The organism is Vibrio sp. B1REV9, from assembly GCF_905175395.2.
Lineage (GTDB): Bacteria > Pseudomonadota > Gammaproteobacteria > Enterobacterales > Vibrionaceae > Vibrio > Vibrio alfacsensis.
Genome location: NZ_HG992745.1, coordinates 39,361 through 63,219, shown reverse-complemented (window position 1 = coordinate 63,219; position 23,859 = coordinate 39,361). Strand labels below are relative to the sequence as shown.

Sequence of the window (23,859 nt, the reverse complement as noted above, 5' to 3'; positions counted from 1 at the left end):
CTTCGTGGGTTTAGGTAACGTTAAACGCAGCATTGGCACTTGGCTTAAGCATCCTGCACCAGAAGCGCTCTTTGATCGCCAACTCGTCTGGATAGCGCTAGGTTTGATGTTAACTGGCTTGGTGATGGTGACCTCTGCCTCCTTTCCTATCAGCTCACGCCTGACGGATCAGCCATTTCACTTTATGTTCCGTCACGCGACGTTTCTTGTTTTGGCGCTTGGCGCTTCTGCCGTTATTCTTCAAATACCGTTACAACATTGGTTTAAAAAGAGTCACTACTTATTGTGGTTCTCATTTGGTTTGCTTATCGTCGTTTTAGTCGCAGGCAAATCCGTTAACGGTGCCTCTCGTTGGATTCCTCTTGGCTTGTTTAACCTACAACCTGCCGAGGTAGCCAAACTTTCATTGTTTGTTTTTATGTCCGGTTATTTAGTGCGTAAACAGGATGAAGTTCGGCAGACATTCTTTGGTGGCTTTATGAAACCCATCATGGTGTTTGCTGCGTTGGCTGTATTACTTTTAGGACAACCAGACCTGGGAACTGTAGTTGTAATGTTAGTGACGCTGTTTGGCATGCTGTTCATTGCCGGGGCTAAGTTAACGCAGTTTTTAGCATTAATGATCGCCGGTATTGCAGCGGTGGTGGGGCTTATTCTTATTGAGCCTTATCGTATTCGTCGTGTCACTTCATTTATGGATCCATGGGAAGACCCATTTGGGAGTGGTTACCAACTTACCCAATCATTGATGGCTTTTGGTCGCGGTGAATGGTTTGGTCAAGGCCTTGGTAACTCGATCCAAAAATTGGAATACTTACCAGAAGCACACACTGACTTTGTGTTTGCAGTTCTGGCAGAAGAACTCGGCTTTGTTGGCGTCGTCTTAGTGCTGATGCTAATTTTCAGTTTGGTATTGAAAGCCATTTATATTGGTAAACGCGCCTTTGAAGAGGGCGAAATGTTTGGTGGCTATCTTTCGTTCGGTATTGGCATTTGGTTTGCCTTTCAAACGTTGGTCAACGTAGGTGCTGCTGCTGGCATTGTACCAACCAAAGGTCTTACTTTACCGCTGATCAGTTATGGTGGCTCAAGTCTCATTATTATGTCCGTCGCAGTATCTATATTACTGCGTATTGATCACGAATGTCGTGTAAAGCGCGGCGAGAAAGAATCAGAACAGCAAGTTAATGAAGAAAAATAAACGTTTGATGGTGATGGCTGGTGGAACTGGCGGTCACGTATTCCCAGGTCTGGCGGTTGCCAAACAATTGCAAGAGCAAGGTTGGGAAATTCGCTGGTTAGGAACTGCGGATAGAATGGAAGCGGATTTAGTACCGAAACATGGTATTGAAATCGACTTTATCAAAGTAAAAGGTCTACGAGGTCAAGGTGTTAAGCGTCTTCTTGCGGCACCATTTCAAATCATTAATGCCATCAAGCAGGCTCGTGCTCATATGAAGCGCTGGCAACCAGATGCGGTACTTGGTATGGGTGGTTACGTGAGTGGTCCTGGTGGTATTGCGGCTTGGATGAGCGGCATTCCTGTTATTCTGCATGAGCAGAACGCTGTCGCGGGTCTAACGAACCAATGGCTATCAAAAATTGCCAAGAAAGTATTTCAAGCGTTTCCAGGTGCTTTCCCTCATGCCGAAGTGGTTGGTAACCCAGTGCGTGAAGACGTCACTCAGCTCGAAAGCCCAATAGTACGCATGCAGGAGCGACATGGTCCGATTCGTATTTTGGTGATGGGTGGTAGTCAAGGTGCTCGCATTCTTAACCAAACGTTGCCAGAAGTGATGGCGAAATTGGGTGAGGATTACTGTATTCGTCACCAAGCAGGTAAAGGTGCAGCGGAAGAAGTGAATGCGGCATATCAAGCAAATGGCGTAGTTAACGCAGAAGTCACCGAGTTTATTGATGATGTTGCAGAGGCCTATGCATGGGCTGATTTACTGGTTTGTCGTTCAGGAGCGTTGACCGTCTCTGAAGTTTCAGCGGCAGGTGTCGGTGCTATTTTTGTTCCGTTTATGCACAAAGATCGTCAACAAGCGTTGAATGCTGACCATCTTGTGGACTGCGGCGCAGCGAAAATGATTGAACAACCAGAGTTAACTGTTGAGTCGTTGACCCAACAGATCCAACAATTGGATCGAAAAGCTTTACTTACAATGGCTGAGCAAGCGCGTGGCGCTGCAAAATTGAATGCTGACCGAGTTGTCGCACAAGCTATTGTCGCTTTGACCGAAAAGCGCTAACGAATAACTGAGAATAGAATTAATGACAATCCAACATACACAAGACTTAGCTCAGATTCGCGCAATGGTGCCAGAGATGCGCCGCGTGAAATCCATCCACTTCATCGGTATCGGTGGTGCGGGCATGAGCGGCATTGCAGAAGTGCTGTTGAACGAAGGCTACCAGATCACAGGCTCTGACCTATCAGAAAACCCAGTGACAGAGCGTTTAGTCTCTAAAGGTGCGACCGTCTTCATTGGTCACCAGGCAAGCAATGTCGAAAAAGCCAGTGTTGTTGTGGTTTCAACGGCGATCAACGAAGAAAACCCAGAAGTGATGGCCGCACGAGAGTTGCGTATCCCAATCGTGCGTCGTGCCGAGATGCTTGCTGAGCTGATGCGCTTCCGTCATGGGATTGCGGTTGCAGGTACTCACGGAAAAACGACGACAACCGCGCTAGTGACGCAAATCTATTCTGAAGCGGGCCTTGATCCAACGTTTGTCAACGGTGGTCTTGTAAAGAGCGCGGGCACGAACGCACGTTTAGGTTCTAGCCGAATTTTGATTGCTGAAGCAGACGAAAGTGATGCTTCATTCTTGCATTTGCAACCTATGGTAAGCATCGTGACGAACATCGAAGCTGACCATATGGATACCTATGGTGGTGATTTCGAAACTTTAAAGCAGACCTTTATTGATTTTCTACACAACCTACCATTCTACGGTCAGGCGATCGTGTGTATCGATGATCCTGTGATTCGTGAGTTGATCCCACGCATCAGTCGTCAAGTGATCACGTACGGTTTTTCCGAAGATGCCGATGTGCGCATTGAAAATTATCACCAACAAGGTCAGCAAGGTAAATTTACGGTTGTGCGCGAGGGCCGCGCAAACTTAGATATTACATTGAATATCCCGGGCCGCCACAATGCGTTAAATGCCTCAGCCGCGATTGCCGTCGCGACAGAAGATGACATTAATGATGATGCGATTTTAAAAGCCATGGCAGGTACGCAAGGTACTGGTCGTCGCTTTGATCATCTTGGTGAGTTTGATACTGGAAATGGTCAGGCAATGCTGGTGGATGATTACGGTCATCACCCAACAGAAGTCGGTGTCACAATTAGTGCAGCTCGCAGTGGTTGGCAAGACAAGCGATTGGTTATGATTTTCCAGCCGCACCGTTACAGCCGAACTCGTGATCTATATGATGACTTTGCGAACGTACTTGAACAAGTTGATGTGCTGATTATGTTGGATGTGTACGCGGCGGGAGAAAAACCAATCGCAGGGGCTGATGGACGCGCGCTATGTCGCACAATTCGCAGCCGAGGCAAAATAGATCCAATTTTTGTTCCAGAAATTGAGCAATTACCGTCTGTTTTAGCTAACGTTATACAAGATGGCGACTTGATCTTGACTCAAGGAGCAGGGGATGTTGGTAAAGTGGCCAAACAGCTTGCCGCTCTTGAGTTGAATGTTAATAAGATGCTTGAGCAGTAGCGAAGTTTGACGTAAAGCTCAGAGAAAGACCTAGATCTCGATTTTGCGTCAAGAACGTTGTGAATTATCGCTATCAGTGTTTGATAGTTTACAAGAGCTCAGTATAATCCCAAGGTTATAGTCAATACTTTTACTGCTGCAACGTATGACAGTAAAAGGATGGGGCAAAATCAGGAAACGAAAACGTTGTTGAATGTAGCACTGAATGAAGAGCGGCCTAAATCGGATCATAACCGAGGTCGCCAAGAGAAAATCTTGGGTGCGGTATTTTTCGTCATCGTTGTGACCTTAATTAGTTCCGTTTTGTACTCAGCGATCAGTTGGATGTGGGATGACCAAAGGTTACCTCTCTCCAAAATAGTACTTCAGGGAAAACTGGAGTATGTCACTGCGGACGATGTCCAATCGGCATTTGGCAATATCGACCATATCGGTACATTTATGTCGCAAGATATCGATGTACTGCAACAAAGCGTCGAAGCGCTTCCGTGGGTTGCTCATGCAGCCATACGAAAGCAGTGGCCAGATACGGTAAAAGTATTTTTGACAGAGCATCACCCTGAAGCCATTTGGAATGGTATTGAACTGTTGGATGGCAACGGTTTTGTATTTGAGGGGGATGTCGGCCTACTAAAGGAAGAGAAAGTTAAGTTATATGGACCTAAAGAAACTGGGCCGGAAGTCTTGCAAACCTACCGCGAACTTCGACCGAAATTTCAAAAATTAGGTTTAGCTATATCGTCTCTGGTATTAAACGAGCGACGAGCTTGGCAAATCATCCTTGATAACGGTATTCGACTAGAGCTTGGTAAAGAGTCACTGGATGAGCGTATAGAGCGCTTTATTTCACTCTATAACAAGCTTGGCAGTGATACGCAAAGAATCAGTTATATCGACCTCAGGTACGATACAGGAGCCGCGGTTGGCTGGTTTCCTGAACATGAGTTAGAACAAGAGAGTACAGATGACTAAGGTCGCTGATGACAATATTATTGTTGGCCTTGATATAGGCACTGCAACCGTTTCAGCTCTAGTGGGCGAAATTCTACCGGATGGCCAAATCAACATTATTGGTTCGGGTAGTAGCCCATCACGCGGCATGGATAAAGGCGGCGTGAACGATTTGGAATCGGTTGTAAAATCAGTACAACGCGCAATTGATCAAGCTGAGCTAATGGCTGAATGCCAAATTAGTCGAGTATTCATTTCGTTGTCTGGCAAACATATCGCAAGCCGAATTGAGAAAGGCATGGGCACCATATCGGATGAGGAAGTCTCTCAAGAAGATATGGATCGCGCTATCCATACCGCAAAATCGATTAAAATCGGTGATGAGCAGAGAATTCTTCACGTTATTCCTCAAGAGTTCACCATCGATTACCAAGAGGGCATTAAAAACCCGCTTGGCTTATCTGGGGTAAGAATGGAAGTGAGTGTCCATTTGATCTCCTGCCATAATGATATGGCACGCAACATTATTAAGGCAGTAGAACGCTGCGGCCTGAAAGTTGAGCAACTCGTATTTTCTGGGCTTGCTGCAAGTAATGCAGTAATCACCGAGGATGAAAGAGAGCTTGGGGTTTGTGTGGTTGATATTGGCGCAGGTACGATGGATGTTTCTATCTGGACCGGCGGCGCACTTCGCCATACTGAAGTATTTTCTTACGCAGGAAATGCGGTTACTAGCGATATTGCTTTTGCTTTCGGTACACCGGTGAGTGATGCCGAAGAAATCAAAGTCAAATATGGTTGTGCCCTTAGTGAACTGGTCAGTAAGGATGACACGGTTAACGTTCCAAGCGTTGGTGGTCGACCTTCTCGCAGTCTGCAACGTCAGACCTTGTCGGAAGTGATTGAACCACGATATTCAGAGCTAATGGGACTGGTTAACCAAACTATCGACTCCGTACAAGCGAAATTGCGCGAAGAGGGTATTAAGCACCATCTCGCGGCGGGTGTTGTACTCACCGGCGGCGCAGCGCAAATCGAAGGAGTGGTAGAATGTGCGGAACGCGTATTCCGCAATCAAGTTAGGGTTGGCAAGCCGCTGGAAGTTAGTGGGCTTACTGACTATGTAAAAGAGCCGTATCATTCTACGGCTGTTGGATTACTTCATTACGCAAGAGATATGCAGTCTAGTGACGATAGCGATTATAATGAACCTAAGCGTTCATCGTCGTCAGTTACTGGCTTTATCGGTAAACTGCGTAATTGGATAAAAAATGAGTTTTAACCTGAGTTGCAGGATAAACGGAGACAACACATGTTTGAACCGATGATGGAAATGTCTGACGATGCAGTAATCAAGGTCGTTGGGGTTGGTGGCGGCGGTGGTAACGCTGTTGAACACATGGTGCGTGAATCCATCGAAGGAGTGGAATTCATCAGCGTCAACACTGATGCGCAAGCACTTCGTAAGACAAGCGTTGGCAATGTCATCCAGATTGGTGGTGATATCACTAAAGGTCTGGGTGCTGGTGCAAACCCTCAGGTCGGCCGTGAGGCAGCTCTCGAAGACAGAGACAGAATTAAAGATTCCCTAACTGGTGCCGATATGGTGTTTATCGCAGCAGGTATGGGTGGTGGTACAGGTACTGGTGCAGCACCTGTTATTGCTGAAGTGGCAAAAGAGCTTGGCATTCTGACTGTTGCGGTTGTAACAAAACCGTTCAGTTTTGAAGGCAAAAAGCGTTTGGCATTTGCAGAGCAAGGTATCGATGAGCTGTCTAAGCATGTCGATTCATTGATCACAATTCCAAACGAGAAATTGCTGAAAGTTCTTGGCCGCGGTGTAACTCTACTAGAAGCTTTTGCAAGCGCGAACGACGTTCTTAAAAACGCAGTTCAAGGTATTGCAGAGTTGATTACTCGTCCAGGCATGATCAACGTCGACTTCGCAGACGTACGTACCGTGATGTCTGAAATGGGTCATGCAATGATGGGTAGCGGCATCGCGAAAGGCGAAGACCGTGCAGAAGAAGCGGCTGAAATGGCAATTTCTAGCCCACTTCTAGAAGACATCGATCTAGCGGGCGCGCGTGGTGTTCTAGTTAACATCACAGCTGGCTTGGATATGCGTCTTGATGAGTTTGAGACAGTGGGTAACACAGTGAAAGCATTTGCTTCTGACAATGCAACAGTGGTTATCGGTACTTCTCTAGATCCAGATATGACAGACGAAATCCGTGTAACAGTAGTAGCGACTGGTATCGGTAACGAGAAAAAGCCTGATATTACACTAGTGGCTGGTGGTAAGGCGAAAGTTGCACCGACAGCGGCACCACAAGTGCAACAGCAAACAATCGCACCGCAATCTGAAGAGAAACCGGCGCAGACCTTGCAGTCGACTCCAATGCAAGAGAAAGCACAGGTAACTCCTCAGTCTACAAATACCGTTTCTTCTTCGGTTCCTGCTAGTCAAACGTCAGCAGCACCTAAGCAAGAGAAAGAAAGCGGCTATTTAGATATTCCGGCATTTTTGCGTCGTCAGGCTGATTAATCTTTAACCCGTAAATTTGACATAGCTCAAAATTATGGTAGCATTCACGGTCGACGTTACAGACGGCCGTGTTTTGTAGCATTTTTTAGAGAGGCAAGCAGATGATCAGACAACGTACTCTGAAAGAAATAGTGAAAACAACTGGTGTGGGCCTCCACTCTGGTCGTAAAGTCACACTTACTCTGCGCCCAGCTGCTGCAAATACAGGTATTATTTACCGTCGTACAGATGTAAATCCACCTGTAGATTTTCCAGCTGATCCGGCATCTGTTCGTGACACAATGCTATGTACAGCATTAGTCAACGATCAAGGCATTCGTATCTCTACTGTCGAGCATTTGAATGCAGCACTTGCTGGTATGGGTATCGACAACATTGTTGTTGAAGTTGATGCTCCTGAAATTCCTATTATGGATGGCAGTGCAAGCCCATTCGTGTACTTGCTTCAACAAGCAGGTATCGAAACACAAAATGCACCTAAGCGTTTTATTCGTATTAAGAAACCAGTTCGTTTTGAAGATGGCGATAAGTGGGCAGAGTTTGTTCCATTTAACGGCTTCCGTATGGACTTCGAAATTGATTTTAATCACCCTGCGATTGAATCAGACGAGCAACGTCTTATGTTTGATTTTTCATCTCAAGGTTTCGTTCGCGAGATTTCTCGTGCTCGTACGTTCGGTTTCATGCGAGATATTGAATACTTACAATCCCAGAACCTTGTTCTAGGTGGTAGTTTTGATAACGCGATCGTTTTGGATGATTACCGCATTCTTAACGAAGAAGGTCTTCGCTTTGAGAATGAGTTTGTTACTCATAAAGTACTTGATGCAATTGGTGACCTTTACATGTGTGGCCATGCAATTATTGGTGAATTCCGTGCTTACAAATCAGGTCACGGTTTAAACAACCAACTTTTACGTGCTGTTCTTGCTGATCAAGAAGCATGGGAATGGACAACATTCGAAGAAGAAGTTGGCTCACCAGTGGCTTTTGCAGAACCTAACATGGTGCTTGCGTAATTTACAGACGCAAATGAATTAAAAAAACCAGGCTACGGCCTGGTTTTTTTGTATCTGGTAGTTATTTACTACGATTGGTACTCATCATGATCTGACTGGATTTAGATTGTGAGAGATTAGAGTTCGCTTTTTTTCTCGGCCATATCCGCCAATCGTTTTAAACGCTCTTGAATTTTAGGTGGCGCCATATCCGCAATGATCATTAATGAGTTAGCTGCGGCTTCTGTTAGTGGAGGGCGTTTTGGTCGGTCATCATGCTCAAAGCGATTTCGATACAAAGATGGGTTGATTCTTACCTCGACACTCATTAGCTTCGCGTAGCCTTGTGTTCTCAGTTTATTGAGGATCATAAGGCGATCGTAGTCGATCTTCATCTTTAATGAAGCGCTAGCCACGTCAATGAGTAAATGTCCGTTACGGATATTGGCTACTCGGCAGTGATCTGCTGTGCCTTTAGGTAGGATCTCTTGCAGTGCTTGATTGAGTTGCAAGATATCTCCAGCGTGTTCTTGGATCTGCTTAAACTGAGATTCGGCAATAAGATCGTCTGTTGAGGTGGGGCGATGATCACGCATAGGTAAAATCTAATTTTGTGGACTTGCCGTTATTCTAGAGCAGCTTTCTTCCTAGGTATAGTTTACATTATGGCCTTTATTTTCAGCTCAACTAGGTATCTTGAATTCAGTAGGCCGAATCGGATTGCTTTTAATGACAAAGTTTACGTCTCTGTATCAGGTAAATACTGGCGAATCCGTCATCACTTTGTTAAAAAACTTCCGAGTGCTTCAAACAAATACGTCTATTTATGGTTGTATTGATGAAAAATCCTTACACTAAGCCACATTGATTCAAAGTTAAGCCTTGAAATATGGATGTTTGAACTCAATATCTTTGATAAATGATTTATCTCAGTATTCTTAGTTCCAAATTGGTAGAGACTGAAAGCATTACGAGTAGATCGGGAACGGTCTGATTAAAGAGAGATTCACGAAAAATGATAACTAAGCTACTGACAAAAGTTATTGGCAGTCGCAACGACCGAACACTGCGCCGCCTTAGAAAAATTGTAAAAGAGATCAATAACTACGAACCAACATTCGAAGCGCTTTCGGATGAAGAGCTAAAAGCGAAAACTGTTGAGTTCCGTGAGCGTCTAGAGCAAGGCGAAACTCTTGATAAGCTGCTTCCAGAAGCTTTTGCTACGGTTCGTGAAGCATCGAAGCGTGTTTACGGTATGCGCCACTTTGACGTACAGCTTATCGGCGGTATGGTTCTGAACGCAGGCCAAATCGCGGAAATGCGTACTGGTGAAGGTAAAACTTTAACTGCAACTCTTCCTGCTTACCTAAACGCATTGCCAGGTAAAGGTGTCCATGTTGTTACGGTGAACGATTACCTAGCAACTCGTGACGCGGAGACAAACCGCCCATTATTTGAATTCCTTGGTATGACGGTTGGCATTAACGTGCCGAACATGCCCCCTCAAGCGAAGAAAGAAGCGTACCAAGCTGACATCCTTTACGGCACAAACAATGAGTTTGGCTTCGACTATCTACGTGACAACATGGCTTTCCGCAATGAAGACCGTGTTCAACGTGAGCGTTTCTTCGCAGTAGTCGATGAGGTGGACTCGATCCTTATCGATGAAGCTCGTACCCCTCTTATTATTTCAGGCCCTGCTGAAGATAGTTCTGAACTGTACACTCGTATCAACTTACTTATTCCGCACCTTCAAAAACAAGATAAAGAAGATTCAGAAGAATACCGTGGGGATGGTCACTACACTGTTGATGAGAAGTCTAAGCAAGTGTACTTGACTGAAACGGGTCAAGAGTTTGTAGAAGAGTTGATGGTGAAGAATGGTTTGATGGAAGAGGGCGACACGCTTTACTCTCCAACAAACATTAGCTTACTGCATCACGTTAACGCTGCTCTTCGTGCGCATGTGTTGTTTGAACGCAACGTAGACTACATCGTCAATGACGACGGTGAGGTGGTCATTGTTGACGAACATACTGGTCGTACAATGCCTGGTCGTCGTTGGTCTGAAGGCCTTCATCAAGCGGTTGAAGCAAAAGAAGGCGTTAAGATTCAAAACGAAAACCAAACGCTGGCATCGATTACTTTCCAGAACTACTTCCGTCTATACGAAAAGCTGTCAGGCATGACAGGTACCGCAGATACAGAAGCATTCGAATTCCAATCTATTTACGGTCTAGAGACGGTGGTTATTCCAACCAACAAACCTATGATCCGTAACGATATGCCAGATGTGGTTTACCGCACAGAAGCAGAGAAATTTGCTGCAATCATCGAAGATATTAAAGAGCGTGTTGAAAAAGGCCAACCATCTCTTGTTGGTACGGTTTCGATCGAGAAATCAGAGCTTTTATCTAACGCACTGAAAAAAGCAAAAGTTAAGCACAATGTACTAAACGCTAAGTTCCATGAAAAAGAAGCAGAAATCGTAGCAGAAGCCGGCAAGCCTGGTGCAGTTACTATCGCAACAAACATGGCGGGTCGTGGTACTGATATCGTGTTAGGTGGTAGTTGGCAAGCAAAAGTGGAAACACTAGAAAACCCAACTAAAGAACAGATTCAAGAAATCAAAGCTGAGTGGAAACAAGTTCACGATCAAGTACTAGAAGCAGGTGGTCTACATATCATCGGTACTGAGCGCCATGAATCTCGCCGTATTGATAACCAGCTACGTGGTCGTTCTGGTCGTCAGGGTGATGCAGGTTCATCACGTTTCTACTTATCAATGGAAGATTCTCTACTTCGTATCTTTACTTCTGATCGCATGGCTAGCCTTATCCAAAGCGGTATGGAAGAGGGTGAAGCGATTGAATCTAAGATGCTATCTCGTTCAATCGAAAAAGCTCAGCGTAAAGTTGAAGGCCGTAACTTTGATATCCGTAAACAGCTTCTTGAATACGATGATGTGGCGAATGATCAACGTAAAGTCGTTTACGAACTGCGCGACGAATTAATGAACGTTGATGATATCAGCGAAATGATCGAGCAAAACCGTGAAGACGTTATTACCGCGATTATTGATGAGTACATTCCACCACAATCTTTAGAAGATATGTGGGATGTTGAAGGTCTTCAAGAACGTTTGAAAGCTGACTTCGATCTCGACGCACCGGTTAAGCAATGGCTTGAAGAAGATGACAAGCTGTATGAAGAAGCGTTACGTGAGAAGATCATTAACCTAGCGGTTGAAGTATACAAAGCGAAAGAAGAAGTCGTAGGCGCTCAAGTTCTACGTAACTTCGAGAAATCGGTGATGCTTCAAACTCTCGATACGCTATGGAAAGAGCATCTTGCGGCGATGGATCACCTACGTCAAGGTATCCACCTACGTGGTTATGCTCAGAAGAACCCGAAACAAGAGTACAAGCGTGAATCGTTTGAACTGTTTGAAGGTCTTCTAGAAGCGTTGAAAACCGATGTGATTACTGTGCTATCACGTGTACGAGTTCAGCAGCAAGAAGAAGTTGAACGTATGGAAGAGCAGCGCCGTGCTCAAGCTGAAGAAGCAGCACGTCGTGCTCAAGCTCAGCACGCTGCGGCACAAAACCCATTAACGGAAGGCGAAGAACCGGAAGAGGCAAACCACCAACCAATGGTTCGTGATGAGCGTAAAGTGGGTCGTAATGAGCCTTGTCCATGTGGCAGTGGCAAAAAGTACAAACAGTGTCACGGTAAAATTGACTAATACAGTCAATAGACAGAAACAAAGAGTCGCTTAGGCGGCTCTTTTTGTATCAACAGATCTAGGAACAAAAACCATGAAACGAATTCACATTGTTGCGGCGATCATTTTTAATCAAGATAAGTCGCAAATATTTATTACCAAGCGACCTGATGATAAACATAAAGGCGGCTTCTGGGAGTTTCCTGGTGGAAAAGTAGAAAATGGTGAAAGTGCTGAGCAAGCAATGATTCGTGAGCTGGAAGAAGAGATTGGCATTCAAGTCACAGAGCAAACTTTATTTGAGCATCTTGAGCATGATTATCCAGAGAAGTCTCTAAAGTTTGATTTTATGCTTGTCTCTCAATTTGAAAGCCAGCCTTATGGTCGAGAGGGGCAAGAAGGGCGCTGGGTCGATGTTAGCGCATTACTTGATTATGTCTTTCCGGAGGCAAACGTACCGATTCTGGAGCGCGTAGTTAAAGAGTTTTCTTAGCTCACGGCTAACTGCCTTGTGGTTAACACCGGATATTGTTAGTTTAAAAACAATCAGCGAAACGAAGAGAACGAGTGAAAGCCTCGTTATCCAGAGAAGGAGAGAAAGCGCAATGGTTCGTATTGCAATCGCAGGAGCTGCAGGCCGAATGGGCCGCAATCTAGTTAAAGCCTCACATCTACATTCAGAAGCCTCGGTTACCGCTGGCTCTGAACGTCCAGAATCATCGTTAGTTGGTGTGGATATTGGAGAATTGTGTGGTGAGGGCAAGTTTGATGTTTTTTTGACAGATGACTTAGCTAAAGTAGTCGACAACTTTGATGTGGTCATCGATTTTACTGCTCCAGTGAGCACGCTAGCGAATCTAGAGCTTTGCAAGCAACACGGTAAGAGTATCGTCATTGGTACAACCGGCTTTAGTGAAGAAGAGCGTGAACTGATTGATGACGCCGCTAAGCAAGTGCCTATCGTAATGGCTCCAAATTACTCAGTAGGTGTCAACCTTGTCTTCAAGTTACTTGAGAAAGCTGCAAAGGTGATGGGGGAGTATTGCGATATCGAGATTATTGAAGCGCATCACCGCCACAAAGTCGATGCGCCATCTGGGACCGCTATTGGTATGGGTGAAGCGATTGCTGGCGCAATGGGCAATAAACTCAGCGATGTTGCGGTATATGCACGTGAGGGCATTACGGGTGAGCGCACTAAAGATGAAATTGGCTTTGCGACAATTCGCGCTGGTGACATCGTAGGTGAGCATACTGCGATGTTTGCTGATATCGGCGAACGAGTCGAAATTACTCATAAAGCCACAGATCGTATGACGTTCGCGAATGGTGCGGTGAAAGCTGCAGTTTGGTTGAATTCTAAACCATCAGGCTTTTATACCATGACCGATGTTCTAGGGTTAAATGAACTGTAAATACATAATTATTCGCCGGCGTAAGCCGGTTTTTTTATGTTTGCATCTATACATGTAAATAAAATGAGTGTGATTTTCTTCGTTTTACCACTGACTTTAGTTTGGTTTATGCTAGTTTTTTGGTGTTTTTGTTTTGTAGTGATTAAAAGTTGCAGTTGTTTTCTTGTGGCGAACGTTTGCGTGAAAATATCATAGAAATATGTGATCTCTGATATGTTCAATTTTGTAAAATTAATAAAAGTGGCATCTTGATAGGTAAGTGGTTATGTGAAACTTACTTTTTTGGGTCTTTTTGTGTTGAAATGACCTTACTTCCCAGAAAAACATAATTTATTTTTCGAGCGGTATTGACAGTTTCTAAGTCCATCCTTAGAATACCGCCAATTTGTCAAAAATACCTGTTTATGTAGATATTCAAGGTATAGGAAGGCATATTTGCAACTTAATTTATTTTTTATGCATTTTTATTCTGGAGGTTGTCTTGGGTAAATTAGCACTGTTAGTCCTAGAAGATGGGACAGTGTTCCGCGGTGTGTCCATTGGAGCAGATGGTATTTCCGTTGGTGAAGTTGTTTTTAATACCTCGATGACGGGGTACCAAGAAATTCTCACTGATCCTTCCTATTCTCAACAAATCGTTACTCTTACTTATCCTCACATTGGCAATACCGGAACCAATTCCGAAGACGAAGAATCCTCTTCAATCCACGCTCAAGGCCTTGTGATTCGCGATCTCCCTCTTATCGCTTCTAACTTCCGTAATGAACAATCCCTTTCTGATTACCTTAAGTCGCAAAATATCGTCGGCATTGCAGACATCGATACTCGTAAGCTAACTCGTATCCTGCGTGAGAAAGGTGCGCAAAACGGTTGTATCGTTGCAGGTAACAACCTAGATGAAGCTTTGGCACTAGCGAAAGCAAAAGAATTCCCTGGCTTGAAAGGAATGGATCTTGCGAAAGAGGTTACAACAAAAGAAGCGTATCAATGGAAACAAGGTTCGTGGACGCTTGAGGGTGGACTTCCTGAAGCGCAAGACGACAGCGAGTTGCCATATCACGTTGTTGCCTACGATTTCGGCGCAAAACGTAACATCCTGCGAATGTTGGTTGACCGAGGCTGCCGCTTAACGGTTGTTCCTGCAGAAACTTCAGCTGAAGAAGTCCTCGCAATGAATCCTGACGGCGTCTTCTTATCGAATGGTCCTGGCGACCCAGCGCCATGTACTTACGCTATCGAAGCAACAAAAGTATTTTTAGAAAAAGGTCTACCAATCTTCGGTATCTGCCTAGGGCACCAAATCTTAGCGTTAGCATCTGGCGCTCAAACAGTGAAAATGAAGTTTGGTCACCATGGTGCCAACCACCCAGTAAAAGATTTGGATCGTAATGTTGTGATGATTACGTCTCAAAACCACGGTTTTGCAGCCGATGAAGCAACATTACCTGAAAATCTACGTGCTACTCACGTATCGCTATTTGATGGCTCTCTGCAAGGTATTCACCGTACAGACAAGCCAGCATTTAGCTTCCAAGGTCACCCAGAAGCGAGTCCTGGTCCACACGACGCAGCACCGCTATTTGACCACTTTATCGAACTAATCAAAAAACACAGCGCTTAATTCGGAGTAGTAGATAATGCCAAAACGTACTGACATTCAAAGTATTCTTATTCTTGGTGCTGGTCCGATTGTTATCGGTCAGGCATGTGAGTTTGACTACTCTGGCGCACAAGCGTGTAAAGCACTGCGTGAAGAGGGTTACCGAGTTATCCTAGTGAACTCGAACCCTGCAACCATCATGACAGACCCAGACATGGCGGATGCAACTTATATTGAACCAATCCAATGGGAAGTCGTTCGCAAGATCATCGAGAAAGAGCGTCCAGATGCCGTACTGCCAACAATGGGTGGTCAAACTGCACTTAACTGTGCTCTAGACTTAGAGAAGCATGGCGTTCTTGCTGAATTTGGCGTAGAGATGATCGGTGCAACGGCGGATGCGATTGATAAAGCAGAAGACCGTTCTCGCTTCGATAAAGCGATGAAGTCTATTGGTCTTGAGTGCCCTCGTGCTGATACTGCAAAAACCATGGAAGAGGCTTACAAAGTTCTCGATATGGTTGGTTTCCCTTGTATCATCCGTCCGTCTTTCACCATGGGTGGTACAGGCGGTGGTATCGCATACAACAAAGAAGAATTTGAAGAAATCTGTCGTCGTGGTCTCGACCTTTCTCCAACGAACGAGCTTCTGATCGATGAATCTCTAATTGGTTGGAAAGAGTATGAGATGGAAGTGGTTCGTGACAAAGCGGACAACTGTATCATCGTATGTGCGATTGAAAACTTTGACCCAATGGGTATCCATACTGGTGACTCTATTACGGTGGCGCCAGCACAAACTCTGACGGATAAAGAATACCAGCTAATGCGCAATGCATCGCTAGCAGTACTTCGTGAAATCGGTGTTGAAACGGGCGGTTCAAACGTACAGTTTGGTATCAACCCGAAAGATGGCCGCATGGTTATCATTGAGATGAACCCACGTGTATCTCGTTCTTCTGCTCTTGCATCGAAAGCAACGGGTTTCCCAATCGCGAAGATTGCAGCGAAACTAGCAGTTGGCTTCACACTAGATGAATTGCAAAATGATATCACTGGTGGTGCAACGCCAGCATCATTCGAACCAACTATCGACTACGTAGTAACTAAGATTCCTCGTTTTAACTTTGAGAAATTTGCCGGTGCTAACGACCGTCTAACGACACAAATGAAGTCAGTTGGTGAGGTGATGGCTATCGGCCGTAACCAGCAAGAATCTCTACAAAAAGCGCTTCGCGGCCTAGAAGTTGGCGCGACTGGCTTTGACGAAATGGTTGACCTAGATGCACCAGATGCACTGACGAAAATCCGTCATGAGCTGAAAGAAGCTGGCGCAGAGCGTATTTGGTACATCGCGGATGCATTCCGTGCGGGTATGTCAGTCGATGGCGTATTCAACCTAACGCAAATCGACCGTTGGTTCCTCGTTCAAATCGAAGACATCGTTAAACTTGAGCAAGAGCTGAAAGCGAAAGGTTTTGCTGGTCTAAACAAAGACGAGTTAATCAAGCTTAAACGCAAAGGTTTTGCGGATGCGCGCCTATCTAAGATTCTCGGTGTTGCGGAAAGTGAAATCCGTCGTTTACGTGACCAATATGACATCCACCCAGTGTACAAGCGTGTTGATACGTGTGCGGCAGAGTTCTCATCGGATACGGCTTACATGTATTCCTCTTACGATGAAGAGTGTGAAGCGAACCCATCAGACAAAGACAAGATCATGATCCTAGGTGGCGGTCCAAACCGTATCGGGCAAGGTATTGAATTTGATTACTGTTGTGTACATGCGTCACTAGCGCTGCGTGAAGATGGCTACGAGACGATTATGGTTAACTGTAACCCTGAGACCGTTTCAACCGACTACGACACCTCTGATCGTTTGTACTTTGAACCAGTCACTTTGGAAGATGTACTAGCGATTGCTCGCGTAGAGAAACCAAAAGGCGTTATCGTTCAATACGGTGGTCAGACTCCACTTAAATTAGCACGTGCACTTGAAGCGGCTGGCGTGCCTATCATTGGTACTAGCCCAGACGCAATTGACCGTGCAGAAGACCGTGAGCGTTTCCAAGTTGCTGTTGACCGTTTAGGTCTTCTACAGCCACAAAATGCGACAGTAACGACGATGGAACAAGCGGTTGAGAAGTCACGTGAAATCGGCTTCCCTCTTGTTGTTCGCCCATCATATGTACTTGGTGGTCGTGCGATGGAAATCGTATACGATGAGCAAGACCTACGTCGTTACTTCAACGAAGCGGTAAGCGTATCAAACGAATCTCCAGTACTGTTGGATCGCTTCTTAGATGACGCAACAGAAGTGGATATCGATGCTATCTGTGACGGTGAGCGTGTCGTCATCGGTGGTATTATGGAGCATATCGAACAAGCGGGTGTTCACTCAGGTGACTCAGCATGTTCACTTCCTGCATACACGTTAAGCCAAGAAATCCAAGACAAGATGCGTGAGCAAGTTGAGAAGCTTGCATTCGAATTGGGTGTACGTGGTCTAATGAACACGCAGTTTGCGGTAAAAGACAACGAAGTGTATCTCATCGAAGTAAACCCTCGTGCTGCTCGTACTGTTCCGTTTGTCTCGAAAGCAACAGGCGCACCGTTAGCGAAAATCGCTGCACGTGTAATGGCGGGTCAATCTCTTGAAGCTCAAGGCTTTACGAAAGAAATTATCCCTCCTTACTACTCAGTGAAAGAAGTCGTACTGCCATTCAATAAGTTCCCTGGCGTTGACCCATTATTGGGCCCTGAAATGCGCTCAACGGGCGAAGTGATGGGGGTTGGTACCACATTCGCAGAAGCTTATGCGAAAGCTGAACTTGGCTGTGGCAATGTATACCCTGAAGGTGGTCGTGCACTATTGTCTGTTCGCGAAGGTGATAAGCAACGTGTGGTAGACCTTGCGTCTAAGCTAACGAAACTTGGTTACCAGTTAGATGCAACGCACGGCACGGCGGTTATCCTTGGCGAAGCGGGTATTAACCCACGTCTGGTAAACAAGGTACACGAAGGTCGTCCTCACATTCTTGACCGTATCAAGAACAACGAGTACACCTACATCGTGAACACCGCGGCTGGTCGTCAAGCGATTGAAGACTCTAAAGTACTTCGTCGTGGCGCGCTTGCTGAGAAAGTGAACTACACCACGACGCTAAACGCTGCATTTGCAACATGTATGGCACATACCGCAGATGCGAAAAGCTCTGTAACCTCTGTTCAAGAGTTGCACGCGAAAGTGAAAGCAAGCCTAGAAGCTTAATAAAATAAAAATCAGTAGGCTCACTAATTAGAGCCTATATGACAACCTCATTGCCCGCTCATTCGAGCGGGCTTTTTTGTCTCACTATTTTATTAATGAAAATTTGGAATAGGTTGATATCTCGAGTTTCCTTTTGGCCTTATTGATATCAGTGCTACCGTTGCGGTTCTTCCGATACAAATTTTGACAAGGATGCATAAGTGGAAATCACTTTTGAGATTTTAATTGCTCTGTTTTTTGTCGCATCAGCGGCTGGTTTTATTGATGCCATGGCTGGAGGAGGTGGTTTGCTGACGCTTCCAGCACTATTAGCAGCAGGTCTCAGCCCAACTCAGGCTTTAGCAACGAATAAACTGCAAAGTTCTTTTGGAAGCTTTTCCGCTAGCTTGTACTTTGTGCGTAACGGTATTGTCAGCTTGAAAGAGATGCGACTCGCCATTGCTTGTACATTTATTGGCTCAGCTATTGGTGCAGAAGCGGTGCAATTCATTGATGCCGGTATATTAACAAGCCTTATTCCTGTGCTTTTGATTGCGATTTCCCTTTACTTTTTACTTGCTCCAATCTCGAAAGTGACGAACGATGAAGCCAAGATATCTGAAGCTATGTTCGCTTTATGTGTTGGTGGTGGCGTTGGTTTTTACGATGGTTTTTTTGGCCCGGGAACGGGGTCAATTTTTGCACTTTGTTTTGTTGCACTTGGTCAATTCTCGTTAGTTGATGCAACCGCTCGAACTAAAATACTGAACTTTACCTCAAACATCGCGGCGCTACTTTTCTTCATTTTAGCTGGCTTGCCGGTATGGGAAATTGGTTTGACCATGGCGGTAGGTGGTTTTATCGGTGCTCAGCTTGGTGCCAAAGTGGTCGTGACTAAGGGGCAAAAATGGATTCGACCACTTGTGATTACCATGTCTATGTTGATGGCGGCAAAACTTCTTTGGCAACAACATCAGCAATGGCTTCTATCATGGTTTTAATACGATCATTACGGTAGGCGTTGTGTCGTAAACAAATACTTATTGGCCTAATGAGAGAGGATAGCTCTTCAAATTCGTAGCAATATTGAGGGGCAATCTTTAGCGTCTTTATAATGGATTTTGGTATGAGAGCGGGTGCCATGCCCCCTAATGCTAATTGGGCTGCGGCTGTATATGAATCCATTTCCATTAAGGGCTGAATATTGTGTTTAGACAATACAGCTTGTTGATAGGTATTGGCTGGGTTACTTAAATCATTGGTTAAAATAGCGGTTGGCAGAGAGCCTAAGGCGTGTTTACTGATGATAGAAAAGGGTTCATCGGCCAAATGGAAACTCATGAGCCCATGATGTGGTGGTAAGTAGCCAGCACAAAAGCCCAGAGTAGCTCTGCCTGATTTTACATTTTCTACGATGCGTGGCGTGTGATTGGTTGAGATGCGAATGTAAGGATCTTGTACTAAACGGGCTTCCATGATCAAACTAAGATAGCCTGCAACTAATGTTTCAGAGCAATCGAGTTTTATCAACGAGGTGTCTTCCAGTTCTTGCTGGTCGTAGATTTGTCCTCTTAACTCATTGAATGTGGGTTCAATCGTACGGATAAGAGCAACGGCATCGGAAGTCAGTTTGATGTGACGGCCATGTGGTTCAATCAGTTTTTTACCCAGTTTCTTTTCTAAATTAGCAATTCGTTTACTTACGGCCGATTGACTAATGTAGAGTTGGCTGCCTGTATGACTCATGGTTTTTTCTTTACTCAAAACCAATAGTGTTTCAATGCTTTCCAATAACATGTTTATCCATGAATGTTGGGAATGATAGCCCAATATAAACAAGCTTTAAGTAAGAAGCGAATGGTGTTTATAGAAACAAAAAAGAGCCATTTCATATTGGCTCTTTTTAGTGAATGGGTTTGCGAGTTATTAGCGATTAATGGCAAAGGTCGGTAAAGATAAGTGCCAGCGAATAGCGCCGAGGCGGATCACTAATGTTGAAATGACACCGGCCAAGAGTGCAGCAGAATGGTCATATCCCATAGTCAACGCTGTGGTATGGAAAATACCACCAATGATACACGCCGTCGCATAGACTTCGCTTCTCAGTACCATCGGGACTTCGCGAGCCAGAACATCACGAATGATACCGCCACCACAGCCAGTAATGACGCCCATGATAACTGCAACCATACCTGACGCGTTGTAAGCGAGGGCTTTCTCAACACCAATCCCAACGAATACCGCTAGGCCTATCGCATCACAAACGGGCAACACCCACCAAGAAAGGCGCTTGGGACGGCGTACCAATATCATGGTGAGTAAACAGGTGATGAAAATGACCCAAAGATACGTGGTGTCAGTAATCCAGAATACAGGGGTTGCGCCGAGAGCCATATCGCGAATCGTGCCACCTCCGATGGCTGTGACACAACCGAGAACGATAACGCCGAAAGGATCCATCTTTAGTCGGCCTGCGAGCAAAACGCCAGAAACCGCAAAGACAGCAGTACCGAATAAATCGATCATATAAAGCAGCATGGAGTCCATGTTACTTGGTACCTTATAAACAAATTGTGGGGAACAAAAATTGGACGGAAATTTTACGGGATTTCCGACGAAAACGTTAGCGTTTTTGCCTTATGCTTTCAAAGTGTTCACACACCTCTGTGATCGCGTTTAAAGTTCTGGGGGTTGGACGGTTAATCCAGTCGGAGTTGAGCGTCCAAGTATGGTTATTTTTGAGTGCAGGGATCTCATCTTTCCATGCCACCCACATTCCATCATGGCTCATTGCATGTTGTGATGTGAACAGTACTTCAGGTTGACGAGTGATGATTTGCTCGATGCTGACTTGTGGGTAGGGTGCTGTGCCTTTGGCAAAGATGTTTTTGCCACCACAAAATGTGAAAACTTCACTTGGCCAGTTTTTTCCAGCCACAGTGATGATTGGCTTTTCACTGAGTTGATAGAAATAACTGACTTTATCTTCGGTATTGTATTTTTCTTTTAGTATTTCTAATTGTGCACGAAACGCTGCTGCCGCTTTTTGGCCAACTTCAGGTTTCTCACTATACAGGCTTAACTGTTCAATATTTGTGGCGATGTCCTCAAGCGAACCAGTGGTTGAGTAGTAAATCGGAATATTAAACTGTGCCAGTTTTTCAAGCTCTTTGGCGGGATTGCCTGCAGGCCAAGCGATAACCAAGTCGGGCTGAAGAGCGATAATGCGCTCTAGCTTGATGCCCTGATAGTTGGAGACTTTCTCTAATGCTTTGGCTTGCTCGGGATAATCACTCATTTCACTCACGGCAATCAACTTATTGCCTAGACCTGCTGCGTATGCAATTTCTGTCGCATGAGGGGCTAGGCTGATGACGCGCTGCACTGGCTCATTTGCAAATGAAATGGTTGAAAAAAGAAGAGAAAAGGCAAAGCCAAGTTTTTTCATCATAGTCCTTGATAAATGAGTCCGAGGATAAGACTTTGGATAACAATCCAAGCAAAGATACGCCACACCACGAGCGTTTGGATTTGTGCCAAATGAATGGCTGATGGTGCAATTCGCCCTCCAATTTTCGCTCGCTCAGCGCGTTGCCCTTGATATAACGCAGGGCCGCCAAGTGATAATTGAAGCTTGTTACCAATTGAGCACAGCAACCATGCTGGCCCAGGAAGTGGCCAAGATTTCGCTTGTTGAATCATGGACGTGAAAATACTTGATACGTTTTTACCCACACCAATGAACATTGCGAATAATCTCAATGGAATGATTTCTAGCGCTGCTGTTAATTGAATTACCGGCTTACCAAATGGGGAATATTGACGACGACTCGGCGACCACGCTCGAGCAAGTTCAGCAGTAAGGCGATACATCAGAGCGCCAATTCCACCAGTCAATCCATACCAGAACAACACGCACACAACGTTACGTCCGTAGCCCATGATGATGGTCTCAGCGCCTGCTTTGCCAATCCCTAATAGCGACAAGCTCTCTGTATCGCGGTTAAGGTAAGGTTTGAGTAGTGCTCGGCAATGCGCTTTGTTCTCATTCGACATCGCGGTGACGAGTTGTTTGGCCAGTGATTCGTTATTACGCCAATCAAGAGCGATAAGCATGAGTGCCAGCTCAAATAAAGGTGCTTGCCAAACCAAAGGTTTCATCGCGATCAGCAATAACAAGCAAGGCAGAAGCATGACAAGTAACGCGAGTCCGCCAGAGATAACACTCTGTGAGTAGCTGTGGTTGGTATTGACCTTGTTCGCCAGTTGCTCGGCAAACTTGTGCCAAAGCGTCACTGGGTGAGCAGAGTGAGGAATGGGGATAAGCAGGTGAAATAACAATGCGCCCCACATGACGAGGAGCGCACCGTTGGCATAGATCTGTTGAAAGGTTTCTTCCATGAAATCTGAGAGACTTACTTAGTCAGTTCCAACATTTTGAACACCATTTCTGAAGAGCTTTTCGCTGCTAGCGGTAGGAATTCTTCGAAGCTCATTGGCGATTCTTTGTCTGCTACGTCAGAAATAGCACGAACAACCACGAATGGCGTGTTGAACTGGTGACAAGTTTGCGCAATAGCAGATGCTTCCATTTCTACAGCGATAACTGATGGGAAGTGTTTACGAATGAACTCTTGACGCTCTGCAGTGCAAACAAAAGCATCACCAGTACAGATCAGACCTCGAACTGCGTGGGTGTTTTCCATTTGAGCCAATGCTTTTTCAGCAAGGTCCATTAGCTTCTCATCCGCTTTGAATGCTGCTGGTTGACCTGCCATTTGACCGATTTCGTAACCAAATGCCGTTACGTCTGCATCGTGGTGACGAACTTCAGTCGAGATGACTACATCACCTAGGTTTAGGCTTGAGTCAAAGCCGCCCGCAGAGCCAGTGTTAATAACAACGTCAGGTTGGTATTCATCTAGAAGAACAGTTGTGCCAACCGCTGCCGCTACTTTACCGATGCCAGATTGAAGCAGTACCACATCAACGTCGTTAATCTGACCAGAGAAAAACGTACAACCTGCTTTGTTTACGGTTTGGCAGTTTGTCATTGCTTCTTTCAGGATGGTGACTTCTTGTTCCATCGCACCGATGATACCAACTTTCATAACACTCTCTTTCGATAAAAATTAAAGTTGGCGAGAGTATACCACTCTGCACCGAGATGTGGTTGTTATTTGATTAAGTCAGCATTGGTTAACAATAAACGCAATTGATCCGCTCGTTTTCGGTTAACCCCAAAATCTGAATAACCAACGCGAGATTCTGAGCGAACAATTAACTGGTTGTCTTCAATCTTGAGCTCTAAATCATCCACAAAGCGCATGATTTTAGATGTGGCACTCGATACGTAGGTAATTACCATCTTTAACCGCAGTTTTAGCACCTGGCAGATCAAGCGCCACTTGCTCAATAGCATCGATGCTCGCTGATTCGGTAAGAGTGAATGGCGTTAGGTTATATTCTTCTCGCGTATCTTGGGTGGAAACGCAGTTGGGTTTGTCACCACAAGGTGATTGAGAACGATCCGTCATGGTTGTGACTCCTTGGCTACAAGCGGTTAAGCCGAGAAAAGTGATGGAAAGGAGAGCGGCTTTTTTCATTATTCTATTCCTTATATTAGGAATTTAAT

Annotated in this window: 19 protein-coding genes and 1 pseudogene; 13 read left to right on the top strand and 7 right to left on the bottom strand. The window is 45.2% G+C overall.

From position 1 onward, the window contains the following. Nucleotides 1–4 precede the first annotated feature (4 nt). From ftsW to lpxC, 7 genes are all read left to right on the top strand, one after another. A complete protein-coding gene (gene ftsW, locus KHN78_RS05675; protein ID WP_211915413.1) occupies nucleotides 5–1,201 on the top strand; it encodes a cell division protein FtsW in 1,197 nt (398 codons plus the stop codon). Next, on the top strand, nucleotides 1,188–2,255 hold the full coding sequence (murG, locus tag KHN78_RS05670) for an undecaprenyldiphospho-muramoylpentapeptide beta-N-acetylglucosaminyltransferase (protein WP_211915412.1): 1,068 nt from the start codon (nucleotides 1,188–1,190) through the stop codon (nucleotides 2,253–2,255). Before ftsW ends, murG begins: the two co-directional genes overlap by 14 nt. Before the next feature lie 22 nt (nucleotides 2,256–2,277). Continuing rightward, the gene (gene murC, locus KHN78_RS05665) at nucleotides 2,278–3,738 is read left to right on the top strand and encodes a UDP-N-acetylmuramate--L-alanine ligase (protein ID WP_164837220.1); all 1,461 of its coding nucleotides are present in this window, start codon (nucleotides 2,278–2,280) and stop codon (nucleotides 3,736–3,738) included. Nucleotides 3,739–3,924: 186 nt separating this feature from the next. Next, entirely contained in the window at nucleotides 3,925–4,710 is a 786-nt protein-coding gene (locus tag KHN78_RS05660; protein ID WP_211915411.1) for a cell division protein FtsQ/DivIB, read from the top strand. Further along, the gene (gene ftsA / locus KHN78_RS05655) at nucleotides 4,703–5,971 is read left to right on the top strand and encodes a cell division protein FtsA (RefSeq protein ID WP_128811668.1); all 1,269 of its coding nucleotides are present in this window, start codon (nucleotides 4,703–4,705) and stop codon (nucleotides 5,969–5,971) included. Before KHN78_RS05660 ends, ftsA begins: the two co-directional genes overlap by 8 nt. Before the next feature lie 30 nt (nucleotides 5,972–6,001). Continuing rightward, nucleotides 6,002–7,237, top strand: coding sequence for a cell division protein FtsZ (ftsZ, locus tag KHN78_RS05650; protein WP_211915410.1), 1,236 nt, complete (start codon nucleotides 6,002–6,004; stop codon nucleotides 7,235–7,237). A 101-nt stretch (nucleotides 7,238–7,338) separates the two neighbouring features. Beyond that, nucleotides 7,339–8,256 carry a UDP-3-O-acyl-N-acetylglucosamine deacetylase gene (lpxC, locus tag KHN78_RS05645; RefSeq protein WP_128811666.1) on the top strand — a complete coding sequence of 306 codons (918 nt, stop codon included), beginning with the start codon at nucleotides 7,339–7,341 and terminating at the stop codon, nucleotides 8,254–8,256. Between the two features lie 116 nt (nucleotides 8,257–8,372). Here lpxC and KHN78_RS05640 read toward each other — a convergent pair whose 3' ends face one another. Beyond that, a complete protein-coding gene (locus tag KHN78_RS05640; RefSeq protein WP_211915409.1) occupies nucleotides 8,373–8,831 on the bottom strand; it encodes a DUF721 domain-containing protein in 459 nt (152 codons plus the stop codon). Between the two features lie 419 nt (nucleotides 8,832–9,250). Between KHN78_RS05640 and secA the strand changes: the two genes are divergently transcribed. From secA to KHN78_RS05610, 6 genes are all read left to right on the top strand, one after another. Then, nucleotides 9,251–11,980 (top strand): preprotein translocase subunit SecA, encoded by a 2,730-nt coding sequence (gene secA / locus KHN78_RS05635; RefSeq protein ID WP_211915408.1) that lies wholly within the window; start codon nucleotides 9,251–9,253, stop codon nucleotides 11,978–11,980. 73 nt (nucleotides 11,981–12,053) lie between these two features. Continuing rightward, a complete protein-coding gene (mutT, locus tag KHN78_RS05630) occupies nucleotides 12,054–12,452 on the top strand; it encodes an 8-oxo-dGTP diphosphatase MutT (RefSeq protein WP_211915407.1) in 399 nt (132 codons plus the stop codon). A gap of 112 nt (nucleotides 12,453–12,564) precedes the next feature. Further along, nucleotides 12,565–13,374: a 4-hydroxy-tetrahydrodipicolinate reductase gene (gene dapB, locus KHN78_RS05625; protein ID WP_211915406.1), complete on the top strand. Its 810-nt coding sequence runs from the start codon at nucleotides 12,565–12,567 to the stop codon at nucleotides 13,372–13,374. Nucleotides 13,375–13,855: 481 nt separating this feature from the next. Further along, nucleotides 13,856–14,995 (top strand): glutamine-hydrolyzing carbamoyl-phosphate synthase small subunit, encoded by a 1,140-nt coding sequence (gene carA / locus KHN78_RS05620; RefSeq protein WP_128811661.1) that lies wholly within the window; start codon nucleotides 13,856–13,858, stop codon nucleotides 14,993–14,995. Between the two features lie 16 nt (nucleotides 14,996–15,011). Continuing rightward, nucleotides 15,012–18,245, top strand: coding sequence for a carbamoyl-phosphate synthase large subunit (carB, locus tag KHN78_RS05615; protein WP_211915405.1), 3,234 nt, complete (start codon nucleotides 15,012–15,014; stop codon nucleotides 18,243–18,245). 200 nt (nucleotides 18,246–18,445) lie between these two features. Continuing rightward, on the top strand, nucleotides 18,446–19,225 hold the full coding sequence (locus tag KHN78_RS05610; RefSeq protein WP_211915404.1) for a TSUP family transporter: 780 nt from the start codon (nucleotides 18,446–18,448) through the stop codon (nucleotides 19,223–19,225). Here KHN78_RS05610 and KHN78_RS05605 read toward each other — a convergent pair. The 6 genes and pseudogenes from KHN78_RS05605 to KHN78_RS05580 all read right to left on the bottom strand — a co-directional run bounded on the left by KHN78_RS05605 (nucleotide 19,161) and on the right by KHN78_RS05580 (nucleotide 23,830). Then, nucleotides 19,161–20,021 (bottom strand): LysR family transcriptional regulator, encoded by an 861-nt coding sequence (locus KHN78_RS05605; RefSeq protein ID WP_211915403.1) that lies wholly within the window; start codon nucleotides 20,019–20,021, stop codon nucleotides 19,161–19,163. The two genes, KHN78_RS05610 and KHN78_RS05605, sit on opposite strands and share 65 nt — an antisense overlap. 129 nt (nucleotides 20,022–20,150) lie before the next feature. Continuing rightward, a complete protein-coding gene (locus KHN78_RS05600) occupies nucleotides 20,151–20,771 on the bottom strand; it encodes a TRIC cation channel family protein (protein WP_128811657.1) in 621 nt (206 codons plus the stop codon). A gap of 76 nt (nucleotides 20,772–20,847) precedes the next feature. Then, nucleotides 20,848–21,672 carry a vitamin B12 ABC transporter substrate-binding protein BtuF gene (btuF, locus tag KHN78_RS05595; RefSeq protein WP_211916516.1) on the bottom strand — a complete coding sequence of 275 codons (825 nt, stop codon included), beginning with the start codon at nucleotides 21,670–21,672 and terminating at the stop codon, nucleotides 20,848–20,850. Further along, on the bottom strand, nucleotides 21,672–22,625 hold the full coding sequence (locus KHN78_RS05590; RefSeq protein ID WP_211915402.1) for a cobalamin biosynthesis family protein: 954 nt from the start codon (nucleotides 22,623–22,625) through the stop codon (nucleotides 21,672–21,674). Before KHN78_RS05590 ends, btuF begins: the two co-directional genes overlap by 1 nt. A 14-nt stretch (nucleotides 22,626–22,639) precedes the next feature. Next, nucleotides 22,640–23,335, bottom strand: a complete 696-nt coding sequence (gene mtnN, locus KHN78_RS05585) for a 5'-methylthioadenosine/S-adenosylhomocysteine nucleosidase (RefSeq protein WP_128811655.1) — start codon at nucleotides 23,333–23,335, stop codon at nucleotides 22,640–22,642. 65 nt (nucleotides 23,336–23,400) lie between these two features. Further along, a pseudogene (locus KHN78_RS05580) lies at nucleotides 23,401–23,830 on the bottom strand (DUF1499 domain-containing protein). Nucleotides 23,831–23,859: the final 29 nt, after the last annotated feature.

What these genes read in the sequence shown, in the direction of transcription:
- KHN78_RS05600 (WP_128811657.1), bottom strand. Translation starts at nt 20,771, where the DNA reads ATGGACTCCATGCTGCTTTATATGATCGATTTATTCGGTACTGCTGTC.
- mutT (WP_211915407.1), top strand. Translation starts at nt 12,054, where the DNA reads ATGAAACGAATTCACATTGTTGCGGCGATCATTTTTAATCAAGATAAG.
- ftsA (WP_128811668.1), top strand. Translation starts at nt 4,703, where the DNA reads ATGACTAAGGTCGCTGATGACAATATTATTGTTGGCCTTGATATAGGC.
- murC (WP_164837220.1), top strand. Translation starts at nt 2,278, where the DNA reads ATGACAATCCAACATACACAAGACTTAGCTCAGATTCGCGCAATGGTG.
- dapB (WP_211915406.1), top strand. Translation starts at nt 12,565, where the DNA reads ATGGTTCGTATTGCAATCGCAGGAGCTGCAGGCCGAATGGGCCGCAAT.
- mtnN (WP_128811655.1), bottom strand. Translation starts at nt 23,335, where the DNA reads ATGAAAGTTGGTATCATCGGTGCGATGGAACAAGAAGTCACCATCCTG.
- KHN78_RS05590 (WP_211915402.1), bottom strand. Translation starts at nt 22,625, where the DNA reads ATGGAAGAAACCTTTCAACAGATCTATGCCAACGGTGCGCTCCTCGTC.
- KHN78_RS05605 (WP_211915403.1), bottom strand. Translation starts at nt 20,021, where the DNA reads ATGTTATTGGAAAGCATTGAAACACTATTGGTTTTGAGTAAAGAAAAA.
- murG (WP_211915412.1), top strand. Translation starts at nt 1,188, where the DNA reads ATGAAGAAAAATAAACGTTTGATGGTGATGGCTGGTGGAACTGGCGGT.
- lpxC (WP_128811666.1), top strand. Translation starts at nt 7,339, where the DNA reads ATGATCAGACAACGTACTCTGAAAGAAATAGTGAAAACAACTGGTGTG.
- ftsZ (WP_211915410.1), top strand. Translation starts at nt 6,002, where the DNA reads ATGTTTGAACCGATGATGGAAATGTCTGACGATGCAGTAATCAAGGTC.
- KHN78_RS05640 (WP_211915409.1), bottom strand. Translation starts at nt 8,831, where the DNA reads ATGCGTGATCATCGCCCCACCTCAACAGACGATCTTATTGCCGAATCT.
- secA (WP_211915408.1), top strand. Translation starts at nt 9,251, where the DNA reads ATGATAACTAAGCTACTGACAAAAGTTATTGGCAGTCGCAACGACCGA.
- carB (WP_211915405.1), top strand. Translation starts at nt 15,012, where the DNA reads ATGCCAAAACGTACTGACATTCAAAGTATTCTTATTCTTGGTGCTGGT.
- btuF (WP_211916516.1), bottom strand. Translation starts at nt 21,672, where the DNA reads ATGAAAAAACTTGGCTTTGCCTTTTCTCTTCTTTTTTCAACCATTTCA.